This is a genomic window from Gillisia mitskevichiae (assembly GCF_003634585.1).
Taxonomy (GTDB): Bacteria; Bacteroidota; Bacteroidia; order Flavobacteriales; family Flavobacteriaceae; genus Gillisia; species Gillisia mitskevichiae.
In genome coordinates this window covers 169,767-185,402 of the sequence record NZ_RBLG01000004.1, presented here as the reverse complement: position 1 = coordinate 185,402, position 15,636 = coordinate 169,767, and the positions used below count along the sequence as shown (strand labels likewise).

The window sequence follows — 15,636 nt, the reverse complement described above, 5'->3', positions numbered from 1 at the left end:
GCTATTTTTTATAAGCCTTTACACCTACAGGGATCCCTATAGAAATATCGTTTTCTGATGGTGGAATAGGACAAGAATATTTCCCATTATAAGCACAATAAGGATTGTATGCTTTATTAAAGTTAAGTGTAATAGTTTTTCCAGTAGGGATTCTCAAATCTAAATATCGCCCACCTCCATAACTTGTTTCTCCATTGGTAGCATCTGTAAATGGGATAAATAGATAATCTACGTATTCTGCCTTTGTAATTAATTCCTGATTCTGATAGATGTTTAATTTGAATGATTGCCCTTCTAAATCAAAATAAGCTTCTCCATATTTCACATAGATCGGCTTTCTGTCTGTAGTAGTAGGCATGGAAAAAGGAGATTCGTAAGGTGTTCTTACAAATTCAGCTTCAATTACATAAGCGGTATCAATATCAAAAAACTCTAAGGCTTCAAATTTTTTAATATCTTCTAATGTTAATGGAGACTCTTCAGGATTCGCGAATTCCGCATTTAAATGCTTCTGAAAAGCTTCAACATCCTTCAGTTTAGAAGCTTTTTGTGCAATAAGTAGAGAAGTATTTAGAAGCGCAATTAATAAAAAGAGCAAGTTTTTCATCTTATTGAGAATTAGAAAACAAAAATGAGGAATTTTATTGGAAATATACTTTCTTAAACTTTTATAGAATTCGGATGTTTTAAAGGTCAATTCACTTAAATAATTACTGCATTATTTTAAATATTTTCTTTAGGAAAATTAACTAATTTTGAGCTCTAACCAATCTAAATGTTTCAAAAGATCTTTCGTTCCTATGTAGACTCCTTTAGCGATCTAAGGCGAGAGGTTTGGCTTTTGGCCTTAATTACTTTTATTAATAGAGCTGGCACAATGGTGATCCCATTTCTCTCTCTATATCTTACAAAAAGTCGTGGTTTTTCTCTGGAAGAAGTTGGATGGATACTAACGTTTTTCGGACTAGGTTCTGTTACTGGTTCTTGGTTAGGGGGCAAATTAGTAGATAGCATTGGACATTACAAAACAATGGCCGGTAGCTTACTTATATCTTCCGTCCTTTTTGTGCTCTTGCAATTTCCAAGCTCTTTTTGGGGGATTTGCGCTGCGATCTTTTTAGTGATGACAGCAGCAGATATTTTTAGACCTGCTGTATTTGTGGCTATTAGCGCTTACAGCAAACCACAAAATAGAACGAGATCTGTAACCTTAATTAGACTAGCTATAAATCTAGGTTTTTCTGCTGGCCCAGCATTAGGCGGATTAATAATAGCTAGTGCAGGATATAGCGGCTTATTCTGGGTAGATGGAATAACCTGTTTACTGGCAGGAATATTATTGCTTAAACTATTGCACCCTAAAAAGGCTGTGGAAAATATACGAGAGGTGAATTTGAGTCCTCAAGGAGTACTAAAGGATTTCCCATATTTAATTTTTATAGCGGCAATGGTTTTGTTTGGTTTTATATTTCTTCAATATTTTTCTACAATGCCTTTGTTCTACGCACAAGAACACAAACTAACAGAACTGGAAATAGGAATTTTATTGGGAATAAATGGATTTTTAATTTTCCTTTTTGAAATGCCTTTGATAAAATATCTTGAAAATAAAAAGGTCACTGCAATTTTTCACGTAATAGTAGGTACGGCATTAGTAGGAGTAAGCTTTGTAGCCATAAACCTAACTGGCTGGATAGGAGTATTACTAATTGGGATGCTCTTTATGACTATTGGAGAAATGATCGCATTTCCATTTTCTAACACCTTCGCTTTAATTAGAGCAGATAAAGGCAAACAAGGATCTTATATGGCTTTGTACAGTATTGCGTTCTCGCTAAGCCATATTTTCGGACATAACTCGGGAATGCAGTTAATTAGCAAATTTGGATATTTCTTCACATGGAATGTAATGATCACACTAGCTGCTGTAGCTTGCGGGCTATTGATCTATCTTAGTTATCTATTAAAAAAAGAAAAGCCTACTAGCATTTAATTTTCAAATGGAAGATTATAATACTTAGATTCTCCCAAGTATTTTTTAATCAACTCATTAAACTCCGGACTTAACTTAAGATCTAAAGTACCAGGAATATTATACAATTCCTCTAAATTCTTGTACCCTGTTTTTAGAAGGTCTTCTAAATATAGCATTGCGGTATAATAATCTCCATCTTGAGCACTTAATGAAATGATAGAGAAATAGCCTTCAGGATTTTCTTTATCGAATACAGTACGCAAAATAGAAATAAGTATTAATTTATCAATTCCGGCCTTTACAGATTTTAATTCGGTGAATCTTTCTTTTGTGTATGTCTGCAGGTAATCTTCCAACCTATAACCTAACTCAACTTCAGCAACCACATTACTGCTTTTAAGCGAATCTATTTCTTTATATTGTTGCACCCACCAACCAACATTTTCAAAGCTTTTAGAAATTAAATCATCCTCCAATAGCAAAGGATATTCATATCGTAAATTTTGCTCTTTTATTTTTGCTGAATTGTATTGAGAACGTTGTTCTTTATAAATTGACTCCCTTCTAATTTCCTTCTGAAGATCCCGAATTTCATCTTTCTTGTCGAAATATTTATATTTTTCTCGCATAAGTTCCAGCAACTCGTATGCCTTATAAAAGTTTAACTGTCTTCGCATACTTTCAGCTGTTTCTAATTCTTGTTCAAACAGCATATTAATAATTTGCTCATCCTTAGGCTGATTTCCCTCGAGCATAGACTGTAATGTAAAGCTCCCTATGCCATGTGAAATAAGTTTGACTGAAGGCCAGCTTGATTCATCCTCATAATTATAGATCATAGATTTATGATTGAAGATTTTAAACATATCAAAGCTTTCATTGAACTTACTATAATCGCTTTTGTAGCCAGCAAAACCAACAACAGTGCGTTTTATATTATCTTGAGCTAGAAAATCTTTGTTTATCCAAACATCCTCCACAACTAAAATCCCTTTTATTTTCGGATAAAGTACAGGGAGTGCGCTGGAAACCAAAGCGCCTTCTCCCAATCCTGCTGTAAAAACTCTATTCTCATCTATTGGGAAATTCAGAAGGATTTTTTTCACGAGTCTAGATGCAGTTTCTAAATTAGTTAATAAAGAATCTTCTTTAGATATGTTATTTGAAGCTACCACAAGATATCCCTGTTCTTCTGTAGCGCTACTAAATAATCGTGCCGTGTTAATTCCCCTACCCTCATTATCAAAAACAAATACTATAGGCCAACTTTTATCTGTAGTATAATCTCTAGGCAAATACATTGCAAAACTATCTGGAATACTATCATTTATCGGCAAACTATCTACTACAGCTCCTTTTCTTAAAGATATGTCTTGAGCGTTGAGTGCTTGGGAGTAGAACAATAAAGTAAACAGCCCTATAAAGATGGGAAGAGTTATTTTCATACTTCTAAAGTAACAGAATTAAAGGAAATAAAAAAGACCACATTTCTGTGGTCTAATTTAATTTGTAGGGTAATTTTGTTGGAGATTATTTCTTAACTCTTTGTAATCTTACTTCTTTACTGTCTGAAAAAAATATTTTTGATATTAACGCAACTATCAACAAATCAGCGAAAATCAAAAATAATACTCTCACCACTTCAATTCCAAAGAAATTCAATCCTGCAAAGCCAAGTATTCCTGTAACTATGGTCATTATTAGGAAATGTAAAGTATAATTTTTCATGGTGTTCTTATTTTTTAGTCAAAGATAACTGGTTAGTAGTCGTACAATTATTAACTAAATTACAATTGAGATTTATTTAACTAAAAAACCTGATATTTCAACCTCACAAAACTAGCATTCAATAGCTTAGATCTATGAATCACAAAAGATAAACCCATATTAAAATAAAATAGTACATTTGCAGCCGGTTGCTACCTTCTCCAATAAGCAACATTTTACACATAGCCAGTTCAATATTAATACAGGACGGCATTTATAATTCATACATGACATTTAACGATTTACAATTAACTGAACCCTTATATAAGGCAGTTCAAAAAGTAGGATATACTACACCAACCCCAATTCAAGCACAATCTATCCCAGCCATTTTAAATGGAAGAGATATTTTAGGATGTGCACAAACAGGAACAGGAAAAACCGCAGCTTTCTCCATTCCTACTATTCAACTATTAAATAGCAACCTCAATAATGGAGGTCGCAAAACCACAATAAAGAGTCTTATTTTAACTCCAACTCGGGAACTTGCGATCCAAATTGGAGAAAGTTTAACTGAATATGGTCAATTTAGCGACCTTAAACATTTGGTGATCTTTGGTGGTGTTAACCAAAATTCTCAAACAAGAGCACTTAGAAATGGGGTGGATATTTTGGTAGCTACACCAGGAAGACTTTTAGACTTGATGGACCAAGGTTTTATTTCCCTTTCCAATATAGAGATCTTCACTTTAGATGAAGCAGATAGAATGTTGGACATGGGTTTTGTTCACGACGTAAAAAAAGTGATCAAAAAAATCCCTGCTAAAAGGCAAACCTTATTCTTTTCTGCCACGATGCCAGATTCTATTATAGATCTTGCAAATAGTATTCTAAACAATCCTTTAAAAGTTTCGGTTACTCCGGTTTCTTCTACCGCGGAAAGAATTGGACAGGAAGTTTATTTCATAGACAAAACCAATAAAAAGAATTTATTAATAGATCTATTACAAGTTTCAGATGCAGATCGTGTACTCGTATTTACAAGAACCAAACACGGCGCTAATAAGGTGGTAAAAGATCTTATTAAAGTTGACATTAAAGCGGAAGCTATCCACGGAAATAAGACTCAAAATGCTCGTCAAAAAGCGTTGAAGAACTTTAAAGATAAAACTACTCGAGTTTTAGTAGCTACAGATATTGCTGCTAGAGGAATAGATATAGATGATCTGGCTTTAGTTATTAATTTTGAAATCCCAAATATCGCTGAAACTTATGTTCATAGAATTGGACGAACGGGAAGAGCAGGCGCTAGTGGAAAAGCCATCTCTTTTTGCGATTTTGAAGAAAAAGCATACTTAAAAGATATTCAGAAGTTAATAGATCAAAAAGTTCCTGTTATAGAAGAGCATGATTACCCAATGTCTTTCTTCGAAATTCCAGAAAAGAAACCACAACAACGCAGACCTTCTAGAAATGGGAATTCTAGCAAAAAAAACACCTCCGGAGGAAATTCATCTAAAAGGAATAATGTTGGAAGATCAAGAAGGTAATAAAGGACATTCCGAGAGTTATTTTGGAGATTACAGAGACTTCTGGTGGAATCCCACGTTTATTGAGCTCACGGCAAAAAGACTAGATCTAAGCAAACATAACTCTATGCTAGATGTGGGTTGTGGACAAGGCCATTGGACTCGTATTTTAGCTCCATTTCTTGCTGAAAATGCTGAAATCACTGCTGTAGATAGTGATGAAAGATGGTACTCTAAAAACGAAGAACTAGAAAGACTTTTTGCAAAGTCCGATAATCCTTTTGTATTAACAAAGGGAAATGCTCAACAACTACCATTTGAGGATGATCAGTTTGATCTGGTAACTTGTCAAACAGTTCTAATTCATGTACCAAAACCTCAACAAGCATTAGAAGAGATGAAACGGGTGCTAAAACCCGGAGGATCTCTTCTATGTGTTGAACCAAATAATATAATCCAGAGCCTTACTAAAACTTCACTTTCCAAAAATGATTCAATAGATGAGACTTTAGATCACATTAAGTATAGGTTGATCATTGAAAAAGGCAAGAAAAATATGGGGCAGGGAGACAACTCACTAGGAGATCTTTTACCTGGCATGTTCGCCCTGGCTGAAATGCATGATATTGAGGTTCGATTATCAGACAAAGCAATAGCTATGTATCCTCCTTACAGCACAAAAGAGCAGGTTGCAACCTTAAAGCAATGGATGACTGGAAGTTCCTGGAAATCTAATACTCAAAAAGATATTGACTTTTTTAGTGCCGCTGGAGAAGAATTCATGCCATTTTATTTTGAATATCAGGAAAAATACGCCAGAAGAGACGATCACTTAATGGGTGCTTTGCAACGAGAACAATATCACGCTGCAGGCGGTTCATTAATGTATCTGGTAAGCGGAACAAAATAAACTAGAATTATCCTCTTCTTTTTATAGGACCTTGATCTACTACATTAGAGAGGATAATATGGGTTTTTGTTTCTCCATAAGTAATAAGCTTATCTATGAATTCCTCCAAATGGGACTGGTCATATAGAACCACTTCCATAATGATGTTTTCATTCCCAGTAATTCGGTAACAATTTATAACTTCCTTAAATTCCTTTACCTTTTCCAGAAAGGGCTTCAATCGTCCCATAAAGGCGCGCAATGTAATGACGGCTTTTAATTGATGGCCAGTTTTATGATAAGAAACTTGTGCCTTATAGCCTTTTATAATTCCGCTATCCTCCATTTTTTTAACTCTTTCTGCAACCGCAGGAGAAGTAAGTCCAACAATCCTTCCTATTTCAGCAAATGACTGTCTTGCATTTTTCTGAAGGCAATCTAGTATTTGCCAACTTAAAGCGTCTATAGGCATATTTAATATTTTTAACTACTTAATTACATTAATTTAAAGCTAATATACTCATTCACTTTAAAATCGAAAGAACATTAAGCCGATATCTCACTAATTTTATGGAACTCAAAGCAATATAGCGTTCTATGAATACTCTTACCAGATCAGATTTTAATTATTCTCCAGTATATCGGCAAGCGATAGAAATCCTAAATATTTCTAGGCTTATTTCGAACTATCTTGCTCAGGATCTGGCTGTTCTAAAACAGAATGGAAAAGAAGATCAAGATATTTACTTTTCAGGAGATATTATTCAGCAATCCACTTCCTTAGTGCCTCATATTTTAAGGGCAGAGAGCGAACCTTTTTCCGAAGAAAAACAGAAATATGCAGCAGCTGTAACCCGACTCACCAATTTACTATATAAAAATTGTGATCGTTTGGAATTATCAAACAGTAATGGAAAGGAGTTTTTAAGGATCCTAAGAATAGAATTAAAAAAATTCAGGAAATTACAGCGCATCTGGAAGCTGACATTATAATATTGAATAGAAGAACAAATACCGAAAATCAAAAAATCCCAATTCTAAATGAATTGGGATTTTTTAATTTATTTTTTTTTAATATTATCGGATTAAGCGATTCGCACGCTTTTCAATCATAATATTACTAACGAAGATCCCGCTTTTGCTACCCTCATCGGGATAAGCGATTCGCACACATTTCAAAATAAATTTTGAAATGTGGCTCTATGCTTACATATTTCTTCTATACTGTCCTCCCACTTCAAACATTGCAGAAGTGATCTGTCCTAAAGAACAAACTTTAGTTGCATCCATTAAGACTTCAAATAAATTCTCATTCTTAATCGCTGCCTCCTGGATTAGTTCCAATGCTTTTGCAGATTCCTCTCCAAAGGCTTTATGCAAATTCTTTAAAGTTGAAATCTGATATTGTTTCTCTTCTTCTGTAGCTCTAATAACCTCTCCCGGAGTAACTGTTGGAGAACCTGTAGAACTTAAGAAGGTGTTCACTCCAATAATTGGGAATTCCCCATTGTGTTTCAAAGTCTCATAATACAAGCTTTCTTCTTGTATCTTACTACGTTGATACATTGTTTCCATAGCGCCAAGAACTCCACCTCTTTCAGTAATTCTATCGAATTCCAATAAGACAGCCTCTTCCACAAGATCTGTTAACTCTTCTATTATAAAAGCTCCCTGAATTGGGTTCTCATTTTTAGTAAGCCCTAATTCTTTGTTTATGATCAACTGGATAGCCATAGCTCTTCTTACTGAAGCTTCTGTAGGCGTTGTAATCGCTTCATCGTACGCGTTTGTATGTAAAGAGTTACAATTGTCATAAATAGCATACAGTGCCTGAAGCGTAGTTCTAATGTCATTAAAATCTATTTCCTGAGCATGTAATGAACGTCCAGAGGTCTGAATGTGGTATTTCAACATCTGTGCTCTTGGATTGGCTCCATACTTATATTTTAATGCTTTTGCCCATATCTTTCTAGCAACTCTACCAATTACTGCATATTCTGGATCTACTCCGTTTGAGAAAAAGAATGATAAGTTTGGTCCGAATTTATTAATATCCATACCACGGCTTAAGTAATACTCTACATAAGTAAATCCGTTAGCCAAGGTTAGTGCCAATTGAGTCACAGGATTTGCGCCTGCTTCAGCAATATGGTAACCAGAAATAGAAACTGAATAAAAGTTTCTTACCTGCTTTTCAATAAAATATTCCTGCACATCACCCATCAACCTCAACGCATATTCTGTTGAAAAAATACAAGTGTTTTGAGCTTGATCTTCTTTTAAAATATCTGCTTGAACGGTTCCACGAACGGTATTCAAGGTTTCTTTCCTGATCTTGGCATAAACATCGGCTGGAAGTACTAAGTCTCCAGTTACACCTAGTAACATTAATCCCAATCCGTTATTTCCTTCCGGAAGCGGACCTTGATATGCCGGACGTTCTATTTTTTTGTCCTTGTATATTTTCTTGATCTTCTCCTCTACTTCGTCCTGAAGATCATGTTCTTTTATATATTTCTCACATTGCTGATCTATAGCTGCATTCATAAAGAACCCCAATAACATTGGAGCAGGACCGTTTATGGTCATACTCACAGAAGTCATAGCATCTGCCAGATCGAAACCAGAATATAATTTCTTAGCATCGTCTAAACAACAAATAGAAACTCCTGCATTCCCGATCTTCCCGTAAATATCTGGTCTTAAATCTGGATCATTTCCATAAAGTGTAACAGAATCGAAAGCGGTAGAAAGTCTTTTTGCCGGCAATCCTGCACTCACATAATGAAAACGTCTATTTGTTCTTTCCGGCCCACCTTCACCCGCAAACATTCTAGATGGATCTTCTCCTGCTCTTTTAAAAGGATAAAGTCCTGCAGTATATGGAAATTCTCCCGGGACATTTTCCTGTAAACACCATTTTAAGATATCTCCCCAAGCTTGATATTTAGGCAAAGAGATCTTCGGAATTTGAGTGTGCGATAGAGATTCGGTATGAGTTTCTATTCGTATTTCCTTATCTCTTACTTTAAAAGAATATATCGGCTCTTTGTATTTATTCACCTTTTCATCCCAACCGGTTATGATCTCCCAGTTATAAGGATCTAGGTTCAATTTAACGCGGTCGAATTCAGCAATTAAAAGTTTTATGAAATCCTGATTCTTTTCGTCATTCTGAACTTGTTTCAGAATCTCATCAGAACTTAAACCATGCTTATCCAAGTATGACTTCTCGTCTTCGCTCGAGCTGGCATTTGTAACAGAACCTATAGTTTTATAGATTCCATATAATTTTTGTGCCACTTCTTGTTGAGTGATGGCCGTTTCGTCATATTTTCTGTTATTCTCAGAAATTTCAGAAAGATATCTCACTCTACTTGGTGGGATCACATATATTTTTTCGCTCTTATCTTCGTTGATATGAAAAGTAGAAGATAAAGCTGCTTCTGTTTTTTCTTCAACTTTATTCATCAACTTCCTGTAAAGAGTATTCATTCCCGGATCATTGAACTGGGAAGCTATAGTTCCATATACAGGAAGCGTTTCAGGATCGTCATGCCATAAGCCATGATTACGCTGATATTGTTTTTTAACATCACGTAGCGCATCTAAAGCACCACGCTTATCGAATTTATTAATTGCTACCAGATCTGCGAAATCCAACATATCTATCTTCTCCAGCTGAGTTGCAGCTCCAAATTCTGGAGTCATTACGTATAAAGAAGCATCAGAATGTTCTAAGATCTCGGTATCGGATTGCCCAATTCCTGAAGTTTCTAAAATAATGAGATCAAAATTGGCCGCTTTTAATACTTCAACTGCTTCAGAAACATATTTAGATAAAGCTAAGTTAGACTGTCGAGTAGCTAAGGAACGCATATAAACACGTTCGTTATTAATAGCATTCATTCGTATTCTATCTCCCAGCAATGCACCACCAGTTTTACGTTTTGATGGATCTACAGAAATAATTCCAATGGTTTTCTCTGGGAAGTCTATTAAAAATCTTCTAACCAATTCATCTACCAGCGAAGATTTACCCGAACCACCAGTTCCCGTTATCCCAAGCACAGGGGTTTTACTTCCCTTAACTTCTATCTTATTGAAAGCTTTTTCAAAATCTTCATGCCTGTTTTCAGCTAAAGAAATTAATCTAGCAATGGTATTTATATTTTTATCCTCTAGAAGACTTTGAGTTTTATCTGCATTTTCTAAAGGAGGAGTTGGAGTATCTGCTGTTTTTACAAGATCATTGATCATTCCTTGCAATCCCATTTCTCGTCCATCATCTGGAGCATAAATTCTGGTAATTCCATAATCCATAAGTTCTTTTATCTCAGATGGGAGGATCACTCCGCCACCACCGCCAAAGATCTTAATATGCTCTGCACCTTTTTCTTTTAGCAGATCGTACATGTATTTAAAATACTCATTATGTCCTCCTTGATAAGAAGTCATAGCAATTGCATTTGCATCTTCCTGAATAGCACAATTCACCACTTCTTCTACACTGCGGTCATGTCCTAAGTGGATAACCTCTACGCCAGTAGACTGAATAATGCGTCGCATAATGTTTATTGCGGCATCGTGACCATCAAAAAGCGAGGCTGCCGTTACTATTCTTACTTTATTATTAGGAATATAGGGTGTTTGATCTTGCATCGTTATTCTAAATTTTTGGAGCTGCAATTTACTAAATTCGTAACGAATTTCTCTAATCAGATCAATTTATAAAGGAATCTTAAAATAAAGAGAGGCTTAATTTAACTCGAGTTTCTTCTACATTTCATAAAATTATGACACTGGAACAAAAAAGCGAGTTATAAATTTGAGCATAGTCTTATAAATTTCATGCTTACAGAGCAGATTACTTCGCCAAGACTTTTTCCAATTAAACCAATATGAAATTCGATTGTTAAATTGGAACATTAATTGCTACTTTTAAAAAATTATAACCCTAATTTATTTTTAAGATGAAAAAATTATACATCCTTTTACTTGTGCCATTTTTCTTTGGCTGTGCAGAATTACAAAGTATAGCTACCCAATTGCCTAGTGGAGAGTACGGTGTAAGCAATACTGAAATCGCTTCGGGCCTGAGACAAGCTTTGGATTTTGGTATAGATAAACAAGTAACTAAACTTACAAAAGAGGATGGTTTTTTTAAGAATGAGTTAGTGCGTATTGCATTACCAGCAGAACTTCAAAAAGTTGACAAAACTTTAAGAGATGTAGGATTAAGTTCCTTAGCAGATGAAGGTTTAAAAGTTTTAAACAGAGCTGCCGAAGATGCTGTTAAGGAAGCAACTCCAATTTTTGTAACAGCTGTTAAAGAAATTACTTTTACCGATGCTAGAAATATATTATTAGGTGGTGACACATCTGCAACCATGTATTTAAATCAGAAAACGGAAACTCAATTATATTCTAAATTTAATCCGGTAATAACTACTTCTCTAAATAAAGTTGGGGCTACTGAAGTTTGGTCCAACATTATTAACAAGTATAACTCGCTGCCACTTACAAATAAGGTAAATCCAGATTTAGCAGATTATGTTACAAATGAAGCTTTGAAGGGAGTTTTTACAATGATCGCAGTGGAAGAAAAAGATATTAGAAATAATTTCTCTGCAAGATCTACGGACTTACTTAGAAGGGTCTTTGGCTTACAGGATTAAGGTTGAAACCATTATTGCTGTGATAATTTTACAATTACTTTAACCTCAACTTAATACATATTAGGAACTGTTCCCATTAAATTTGTGGAATAATCCTATATGATGATTGATATAATGTTATTTAAGACCGAGGAAGAGCGCTTATGCCAAAAGTATACAGCACTCATGCATAAAGCTTTTAAAATTGCCTTAGTAGATAAGGAAAAAAGTGACAAAATAAATGCAAGAGCTAAAAAGATATTGGAACAGCTTAAAAGGAAAAATTACAAGGGCTTAGACAAATGAGCTTGTATTTCTTTAAAATAATCTAAAGCTAACAATTGGCGTGAGCCATACCAGCTAAAGAACTCCCCATCTACTATTTCTATTCGAGCGTTAGAAAATGCTCGAATTTCACTTATGTGTTTTTGTTGAAAAGGAAAAGGCTCCGAGGACAATAAAATTAGATCTGGATTCTTATTTTGTAGAACTTTTAAATCTATTTCGGGATATCTTCCCGTTGCTCCTTTAAAAATATTATTCCATCCATTAAATTCTAACATAGAATTTATAAAAGTATCACCTCCCACAACCATCCATGGTTTTCTCCAAATGAAATAAGCCACTTTTAATTTTTCAGCAGAAAGTTCTTTCTGAAAGGATGCTGTTTTTTGAGTTAAATCTGAAATCAACTGTTTAGATCTCATTTCTTTTTGAAATAGAATTCCATAACTAGATATTAGCTCTAAGGAATCGGAAAAGCTCACGATATTTGAAATATGCACCTGACATATTTCCTCCAGCTCCTGAACCATTTCTAAAGTATTCTCCTCTTTATTACAAAGAATAAGATCTGGCTTAAGTGCTCTAATTTTATCTAAATGCACCTGTTTTGTTCCTCCAACTATAGTTTTGGTTTTTTTCAGGTATTTGGGATGAACACAAAATTTTGTAATACCCACCAACATTTCCTCCAAACCTAAATAAACCACTAATTCGGTTAAGCTTGGTACTAGAGAGACTATCCTACAAAAGGACTTTGAAATATCAACTTCACGATCTAGTTGATCTTTAACAAGCATCACTTCAGGATTTAAGATAAGATTGCGGCCATTTGAGCAGCCATTTCTCGTTGCATTACTTCAGCCTTAGCTGCAGCAATTTCAGCAAAGTTGGATGTTTGAGATGCATAGATAATAGCTCGAGAAGAGTTTACTAACAAACCTACGTCTTTGTTCATTCCATACTTACATACCTCCTCTAAACTCCCTCCCTGCGCTCCAACTCCTGGCACTAAAAGAAAACTATCTGGAACGATTTTCCTGATCTCTAAAAGAAATTCGGCCTTAGTTGCTCCAACCACATACATTAAATGTTTAGAATTCTTATAAGTTTTAGAAGTTTCCAACACTTTCTTATACAATTCTTGTCCATCGCATTTCGTAGTTTGAAAATCAAATGCTCCTGTATTGGAAGTAAGTGCCAAAAGAATGGTGTGCTTATCTCTAAATTCTAAAAATGGTTCTACGGAATCCCGCCCCATATAGGGAGCAACAGTTATAGAATCGAACGCCATTTCGTGAAAGAACGCAATAGCATACATTCTTGATGTATTTCCTATATCTCCGCGTTTAGCATCTGCAATTGTAAAGATTTCAGGATAATTAGTTTTTATGTAATCTATGGTTTTGTCCAGTGCTTTCCAGCCCTTCCTACCATGAGCTTCATAAAAGGCCACATTCGGCTTATAGGCAACAGCATATTTATGGGTAGCATCTACAATCGCTTTATTAAAAGCAAAAATAGGATCTTCTTCGGTAAGTAAATAGGTTGGAATTTTATCTAGATCGGTATCTAATCCTACACAAAGGAAAGATTTCTTTTTATGTATTTGAGCTATAAGGTCCTGAGTGGTCATAAAAGATCAGTATTATATTAATTGCAAAAATAACTATATAAAAAATCCCGCAAAGAGCGGGAAATTTAATTTCAAAATTTAAAATGCATCGCTGTTCTCCTTCAGCTTCTCGGTGTTTTCTACCAACTGCAATTCATCAACTATTTTTTGAATATCTCCATTTATAATATTGGAAAGATCGTATAAGGTTAAATTGATCCTGTGATCTGTAACTCTTCCTTGAGAATAATTATAGGTTCTAATTTTAGCACTCCTATCTCCACTGGATACCATAGAATTACGTTTAGCAGAATCTGCCTCCAATTTCTTGGCTAGCTCCATATCATATAATCTAGAACGCAATACTCTAAATGCCTTTTCTTTATTCTTATGCTGAGATTTTTGATCTTGACATTGAGCAACTAATCCTGTTGGGATGTGTGTTAAACGCACAGCAGAATAAGTAGTGTTTACAGACTGTCCTCCTGGTCCAGATGAACAGAAAAAATCTACTCGAACTTCCTTTGGATTAATCTCAACATCAAATTCTTCTGCTTCTGGCAATACCATTACCGTAGCAGCCGATGTATGTACACGACCTTGGGTTTCGGTTTGAGGAACTCGTTGAACACGGTGAACTCCCGCTTCAAACTTTAAAGTTCCATACACATCTTCCCCAGAAATTTCAAAGATCATCTCTTTAAAACCACCGTTAGTACCCTCATTATAATCTACAATATTACACTTCCATCCTCGGCTATCGGCGTATTTATTATACATCTTATATAGATCTCCCGCAAAAATACTTGCTTCATCTCCCCCTGCACCAGCACGAATTTCCATCACCACATTCTTTGCGTCTTCTGGATCTTTAGGAACCAACATCATTCGGATCTTTTCATCCAGTTTCGGCAATTCTGCTTTAGCCTCATCTAATTGAAGCTTAGCCATTTCGGTCATTTCAGCATCACTTCCATCTGCAATGATCTCTTCAGATTCTTGGAGATTCTCTGTAAGTTCAATATATTTTTCACGCACATCCATGAGTGCCTTCAAATCTTTATATTCCTTATTCAATTCTACATAACGCTTCTGATTTGATATAACATCAGGCTGAATGATAAGATCATTCACTTCATCAAAGCGCTGCTTCACGATATTCAACTTCTCAATCATAAACTTTTCTAATGATTTTTCGATGCAAATTTACATTAATTTCACCAATTATTAAGGCGTGGCTTAGTAACTATTCAATTTGAATAATACTTCTTTAAAGAAATTTGTAGGATTCTAACATATCTCTATTTTTATCCATTCTAGAAAATTTTACTAAACACAACAAGCCAATAATATAAAACATTCTATCTGGAAAGAAAAATTCTTCAACATTCAAGTAATAAGACATAAAGCCTGAAATATCTGATATAACTAAGCCTAAAACCGCCCATAAGAAATAAAAAGAAGATTTATTACTATATCTGTTTGAATAAGAAAACCCGAGTATTACCATTGCAATCATGGCAATACCATATACGTAGAACAAAAATATATGCCAGGAATCATCCCATTTAGTGCCAGCCATATCTATTAACAAATAAAGCATCACTATATTTATTCCCAATACCCCCACAAATAACACTTTCTGAACTACTGTTGCCTCTAGGTTTTTCACATAAGGTCTTATATGATTCATGAAAGACAAATAAGCTATTATAACTATAACAAAGGTTAGCTTTTTAACCCAAGGTATTTCATATTTGAGAAGTAAAATATCTGAAACTAATAGCGAAGTGAATCCAAGAATTAAAAACGGCTCTTTACGCTTAACCCCAACAAGAAAAATAGAAAATAAAATTAAGGTTCCAATAATACGTAACCACCTGCTTTCTAATAATCCAAACTCTAGGATAATATAAAAATTGGTGAGTAAAAGAATAACTCCAATTACAACAAGTATAGTTTTGAGGTTTTTCATTTAATAG

General features: G+C 34.7%; 15 protein-coding genes. 6 read left to right on the top strand and 9 right to left on the bottom strand.

Annotated features, from left to right (window positions below):
- Position 1: 1 nt before the first annotated feature.
- Complete coding sequence (locus BC962_RS13475) at positions 2 to 607, bottom strand: DUF1684 domain-containing protein (RefSeq protein WP_121346542.1); 606 nt, start codon at positions 605 to 607, stop codon at positions 2 to 4.
- A gap of 168 nt (positions 608 to 775) precedes the next feature.
- On the opposite strand from BC962_RS13475, the gene BC962_RS13470 reads away from it, so the two are divergent.
- Positions 776 to 1,993, top strand: coding sequence for an MFS transporter (locus tag BC962_RS13470; protein ID WP_121346541.1), 1,218 nt, complete (start codon positions 776 to 778; stop codon positions 1,991 to 1,993).
- On the opposite strand, the gene BC962_RS13465 is transcribed toward BC962_RS13470, so the two are convergent.
- Both BC962_RS13465 and BC962_RS13460 read right to left on the bottom strand, forming a co-directional pair.
- Positions 1,990 to 3,420, bottom strand: a complete 1,431-nt coding sequence (locus BC962_RS13465) for a hypothetical protein (RefSeq protein WP_121346540.1) — start codon at positions 3,418 to 3,420, stop codon at positions 1,990 to 1,992. The two genes, BC962_RS13470 and BC962_RS13465, sit on opposite strands and share 4 nt — an antisense overlap.
- A gap of 85 nt (positions 3,421 to 3,505) precedes the next feature.
- Complete coding sequence (locus BC962_RS13460; RefSeq protein ID WP_245984207.1) at positions 3,506 to 3,703, bottom strand: DUF1328 domain-containing protein; 198 nt, start codon at positions 3,701 to 3,703, stop codon at positions 3,506 to 3,508.
- Between the two features lie 266 nt (positions 3,704 to 3,969).
- Here BC962_RS13460 and BC962_RS13455 point away from each other — a divergent pair, with 266 nt between their 5' ends.
- Positions 3,970 to 5,232: a DEAD/DEAH box helicase gene (locus BC962_RS13455; protein WP_121346539.1), complete on the top strand. Its 1,263-nt coding sequence runs from the start codon at positions 3,970 to 3,972 to the stop codon at positions 5,230 to 5,232.
- Positions 5,156 to 6,121: a class I SAM-dependent methyltransferase gene (locus tag BC962_RS13450; RefSeq protein WP_245984205.1), complete on the top strand. Its 966-nt coding sequence runs from the start codon at positions 5,156 to 5,158 to the stop codon at positions 6,119 to 6,121. Before BC962_RS13455 ends, BC962_RS13450 begins: the two co-directional genes overlap by 77 nt.
- A gap of 7 nt (positions 6,122 to 6,128) precedes the next feature.
- Here BC962_RS13450 and BC962_RS13445 read toward each other — a convergent pair whose 3' ends face one another.
- Positions 6,129 to 6,572, bottom strand: a complete 444-nt coding sequence (locus BC962_RS13445) for an Lrp/AsnC family transcriptional regulator (protein ID WP_121346538.1) — start codon at positions 6,570 to 6,572, stop codon at positions 6,129 to 6,131.
- Positions 6,573 to 6,697: 125 nt separating this feature from the next.
- Between BC962_RS13445 and BC962_RS13440 the strand changes: the two genes are divergently transcribed.
- Complete coding sequence (locus tag BC962_RS13440) at positions 6,698 to 7,093, top strand: hypothetical protein (RefSeq protein WP_121346537.1); 396 nt, start codon at positions 6,698 to 6,700, stop codon at positions 7,091 to 7,093.
- 213 nt (positions 7,094 to 7,306) lie between these two features.
- On the opposite strand, the gene BC962_RS13435 is transcribed toward BC962_RS13440, so the two are convergent.
- Positions 7,307 to 10,762, bottom strand: a complete 3,456-nt coding sequence (locus BC962_RS13435; protein WP_121346536.1) for a methylmalonyl-CoA mutase family protein — start codon at positions 10,760 to 10,762, stop codon at positions 7,307 to 7,309.
- 311 nt (positions 10,763 to 11,073) lie between these two features.
- On the opposite strand from BC962_RS13435, the gene BC962_RS13430 reads away from it, so the two are divergent.
- A complete protein-coding gene (locus BC962_RS13430) occupies positions 11,074 to 11,778 on the top strand; it encodes a DUF4197 domain-containing protein (protein ID WP_121346535.1) in 705 nt (234 codons plus the stop codon).
- A gap of 99 nt (positions 11,779 to 11,877) precedes the next feature.
- The gene (locus BC962_RS13425; protein ID WP_317127962.1) at positions 11,878 to 12,063 is read left to right on the top strand and encodes a Lacal_2735 family protein; all 186 of its coding nucleotides are present in this window, start codon (positions 11,878 to 11,880) and stop codon (positions 12,061 to 12,063) included.
- Here BC962_RS13425 and BC962_RS13420 read toward each other — a convergent pair.
- The 4 genes from BC962_RS13420 to BC962_RS13405 all read right to left on the bottom strand — a co-directional run bounded on the left by BC962_RS13420 (position 12,042) and on the right by BC962_RS13405 (position 15,629).
- On the bottom strand, positions 12,042 to 12,839 hold the full coding sequence (locus BC962_RS13420) for an ABC transporter substrate-binding protein (protein ID WP_121346534.1): 798 nt from the start codon (positions 12,837 to 12,839) through the stop codon (positions 12,042 to 12,044). The genes BC962_RS13425 and BC962_RS13420 overlap by 22 nt on opposite strands.
- An 11-nt stretch (positions 12,840 to 12,850) precedes the next feature.
- The gene (gene pyrF, locus BC962_RS13415; protein WP_121346533.1) at positions 12,851 to 13,675 is read right to left on the bottom strand and encodes an orotidine-5'-phosphate decarboxylase; all 825 of its coding nucleotides are present in this window, start codon (positions 13,673 to 13,675) and stop codon (positions 12,851 to 12,853) included.
- Between the two features lie 78 nt (positions 13,676 to 13,753).
- Complete coding sequence (prfA, locus tag BC962_RS13410; RefSeq protein WP_121346532.1) at positions 13,754 to 14,830, bottom strand: peptide chain release factor 1; 1,077 nt, start codon at positions 14,828 to 14,830, stop codon at positions 13,754 to 13,756.
- Positions 14,831 to 14,924: 94 nt separating this feature from the next.
- Positions 14,925 to 15,629: a hypothetical protein gene (locus BC962_RS13405; RefSeq protein WP_121346531.1), complete on the bottom strand. Its 705-nt coding sequence runs from the start codon at positions 15,627 to 15,629 to the stop codon at positions 14,925 to 14,927.
- Positions 15,630 to 15,636 lie beyond the last annotated feature (7 nt).

What these genes read in the sequence shown, in the direction of transcription:
- BC962_RS13425 (WP_317127962.1), top strand. Translation starts at nt 11,878, where the DNA reads ATGATGATTGATATAATGTTATTTAAGACCGAGGAAGAGCGCTTATGC.
- BC962_RS13465 (WP_121346540.1), bottom strand. Translation starts at nt 3,420, where the DNA reads ATGAAAATAACTCTTCCCATCTTTATAGGGCTGTTTACTTTATTGTTC.
- prfA (WP_121346532.1), bottom strand. Translation starts at nt 14,830, where the DNA reads ATGATTGAGAAGTTGAATATCGTGAAGCAGCGCTTTGATGAAGTGAAT.
- pyrF (WP_121346533.1), bottom strand. Translation starts at nt 13,675, where the DNA reads ATGACCACTCAGGACCTTATAGCTCAAATACATAAAAAGAAATCTTTC.
- BC962_RS13475 (WP_121346542.1), bottom strand. Translation starts at nt 607, where the DNA reads ATGAAAAACTTGCTCTTTTTATTAATTGCGCTTCTAAATACTTCTCTA.
- BC962_RS13460 (WP_245984207.1), bottom strand. Translation starts at nt 3,703, where the DNA reads ATGAAAAATTATACTTTACATTTCCTAATAATGACCATAGTTACAGGA.
- BC962_RS13420 (WP_121346534.1), bottom strand. Translation starts at nt 12,839, where the DNA reads ATGCTTGTTAAAGATCAACTAGATCGTGAAGTTGATATTTCAAAGTCC.
- BC962_RS13430 (WP_121346535.1), top strand. Translation starts at nt 11,074, where the DNA reads ATGAAAAAATTATACATCCTTTTACTTGTGCCATTTTTCTTTGGCTGT.
- BC962_RS13455 (WP_121346539.1), top strand. Translation starts at nt 3,970, where the DNA reads ATGACATTTAACGATTTACAATTAACTGAACCCTTATATAAGGCAGTT.
- BC962_RS13435 (WP_121346536.1), bottom strand. Translation starts at nt 10,762, where the DNA reads ATGCAAGATCAAACACCCTATATTCCTAATAATAAAGTAAGAATAGTA.
- BC962_RS13450 (WP_245984205.1), top strand. Translation starts at nt 5,156, where the DNA reads ATGGGAATTCTAGCAAAAAAAACACCTCCGGAGGAAATTCATCTAAAA.
- BC962_RS13405 (WP_121346531.1), bottom strand. Translation starts at nt 15,629, where the DNA reads ATGAAAAACCTCAAAACTATACTTGTTGTAATTGGAGTTATTCTTTTA.
- BC962_RS13445 (WP_121346538.1), bottom strand. Translation starts at nt 6,572, where the DNA reads ATGCCTATAGACGCTTTAAGTTGGCAAATACTAGATTGCCTTCAGAAA.
- BC962_RS13470 (WP_121346541.1), top strand. Translation starts at nt 776, where the DNA reads ATGTTTCAAAAGATCTTTCGTTCCTATGTAGACTCCTTTAGCGATCTA.
- BC962_RS13440 (WP_121346537.1), top strand. Translation starts at nt 6,698, where the DNA reads ATGAATACTCTTACCAGATCAGATTTTAATTATTCTCCAGTATATCGG.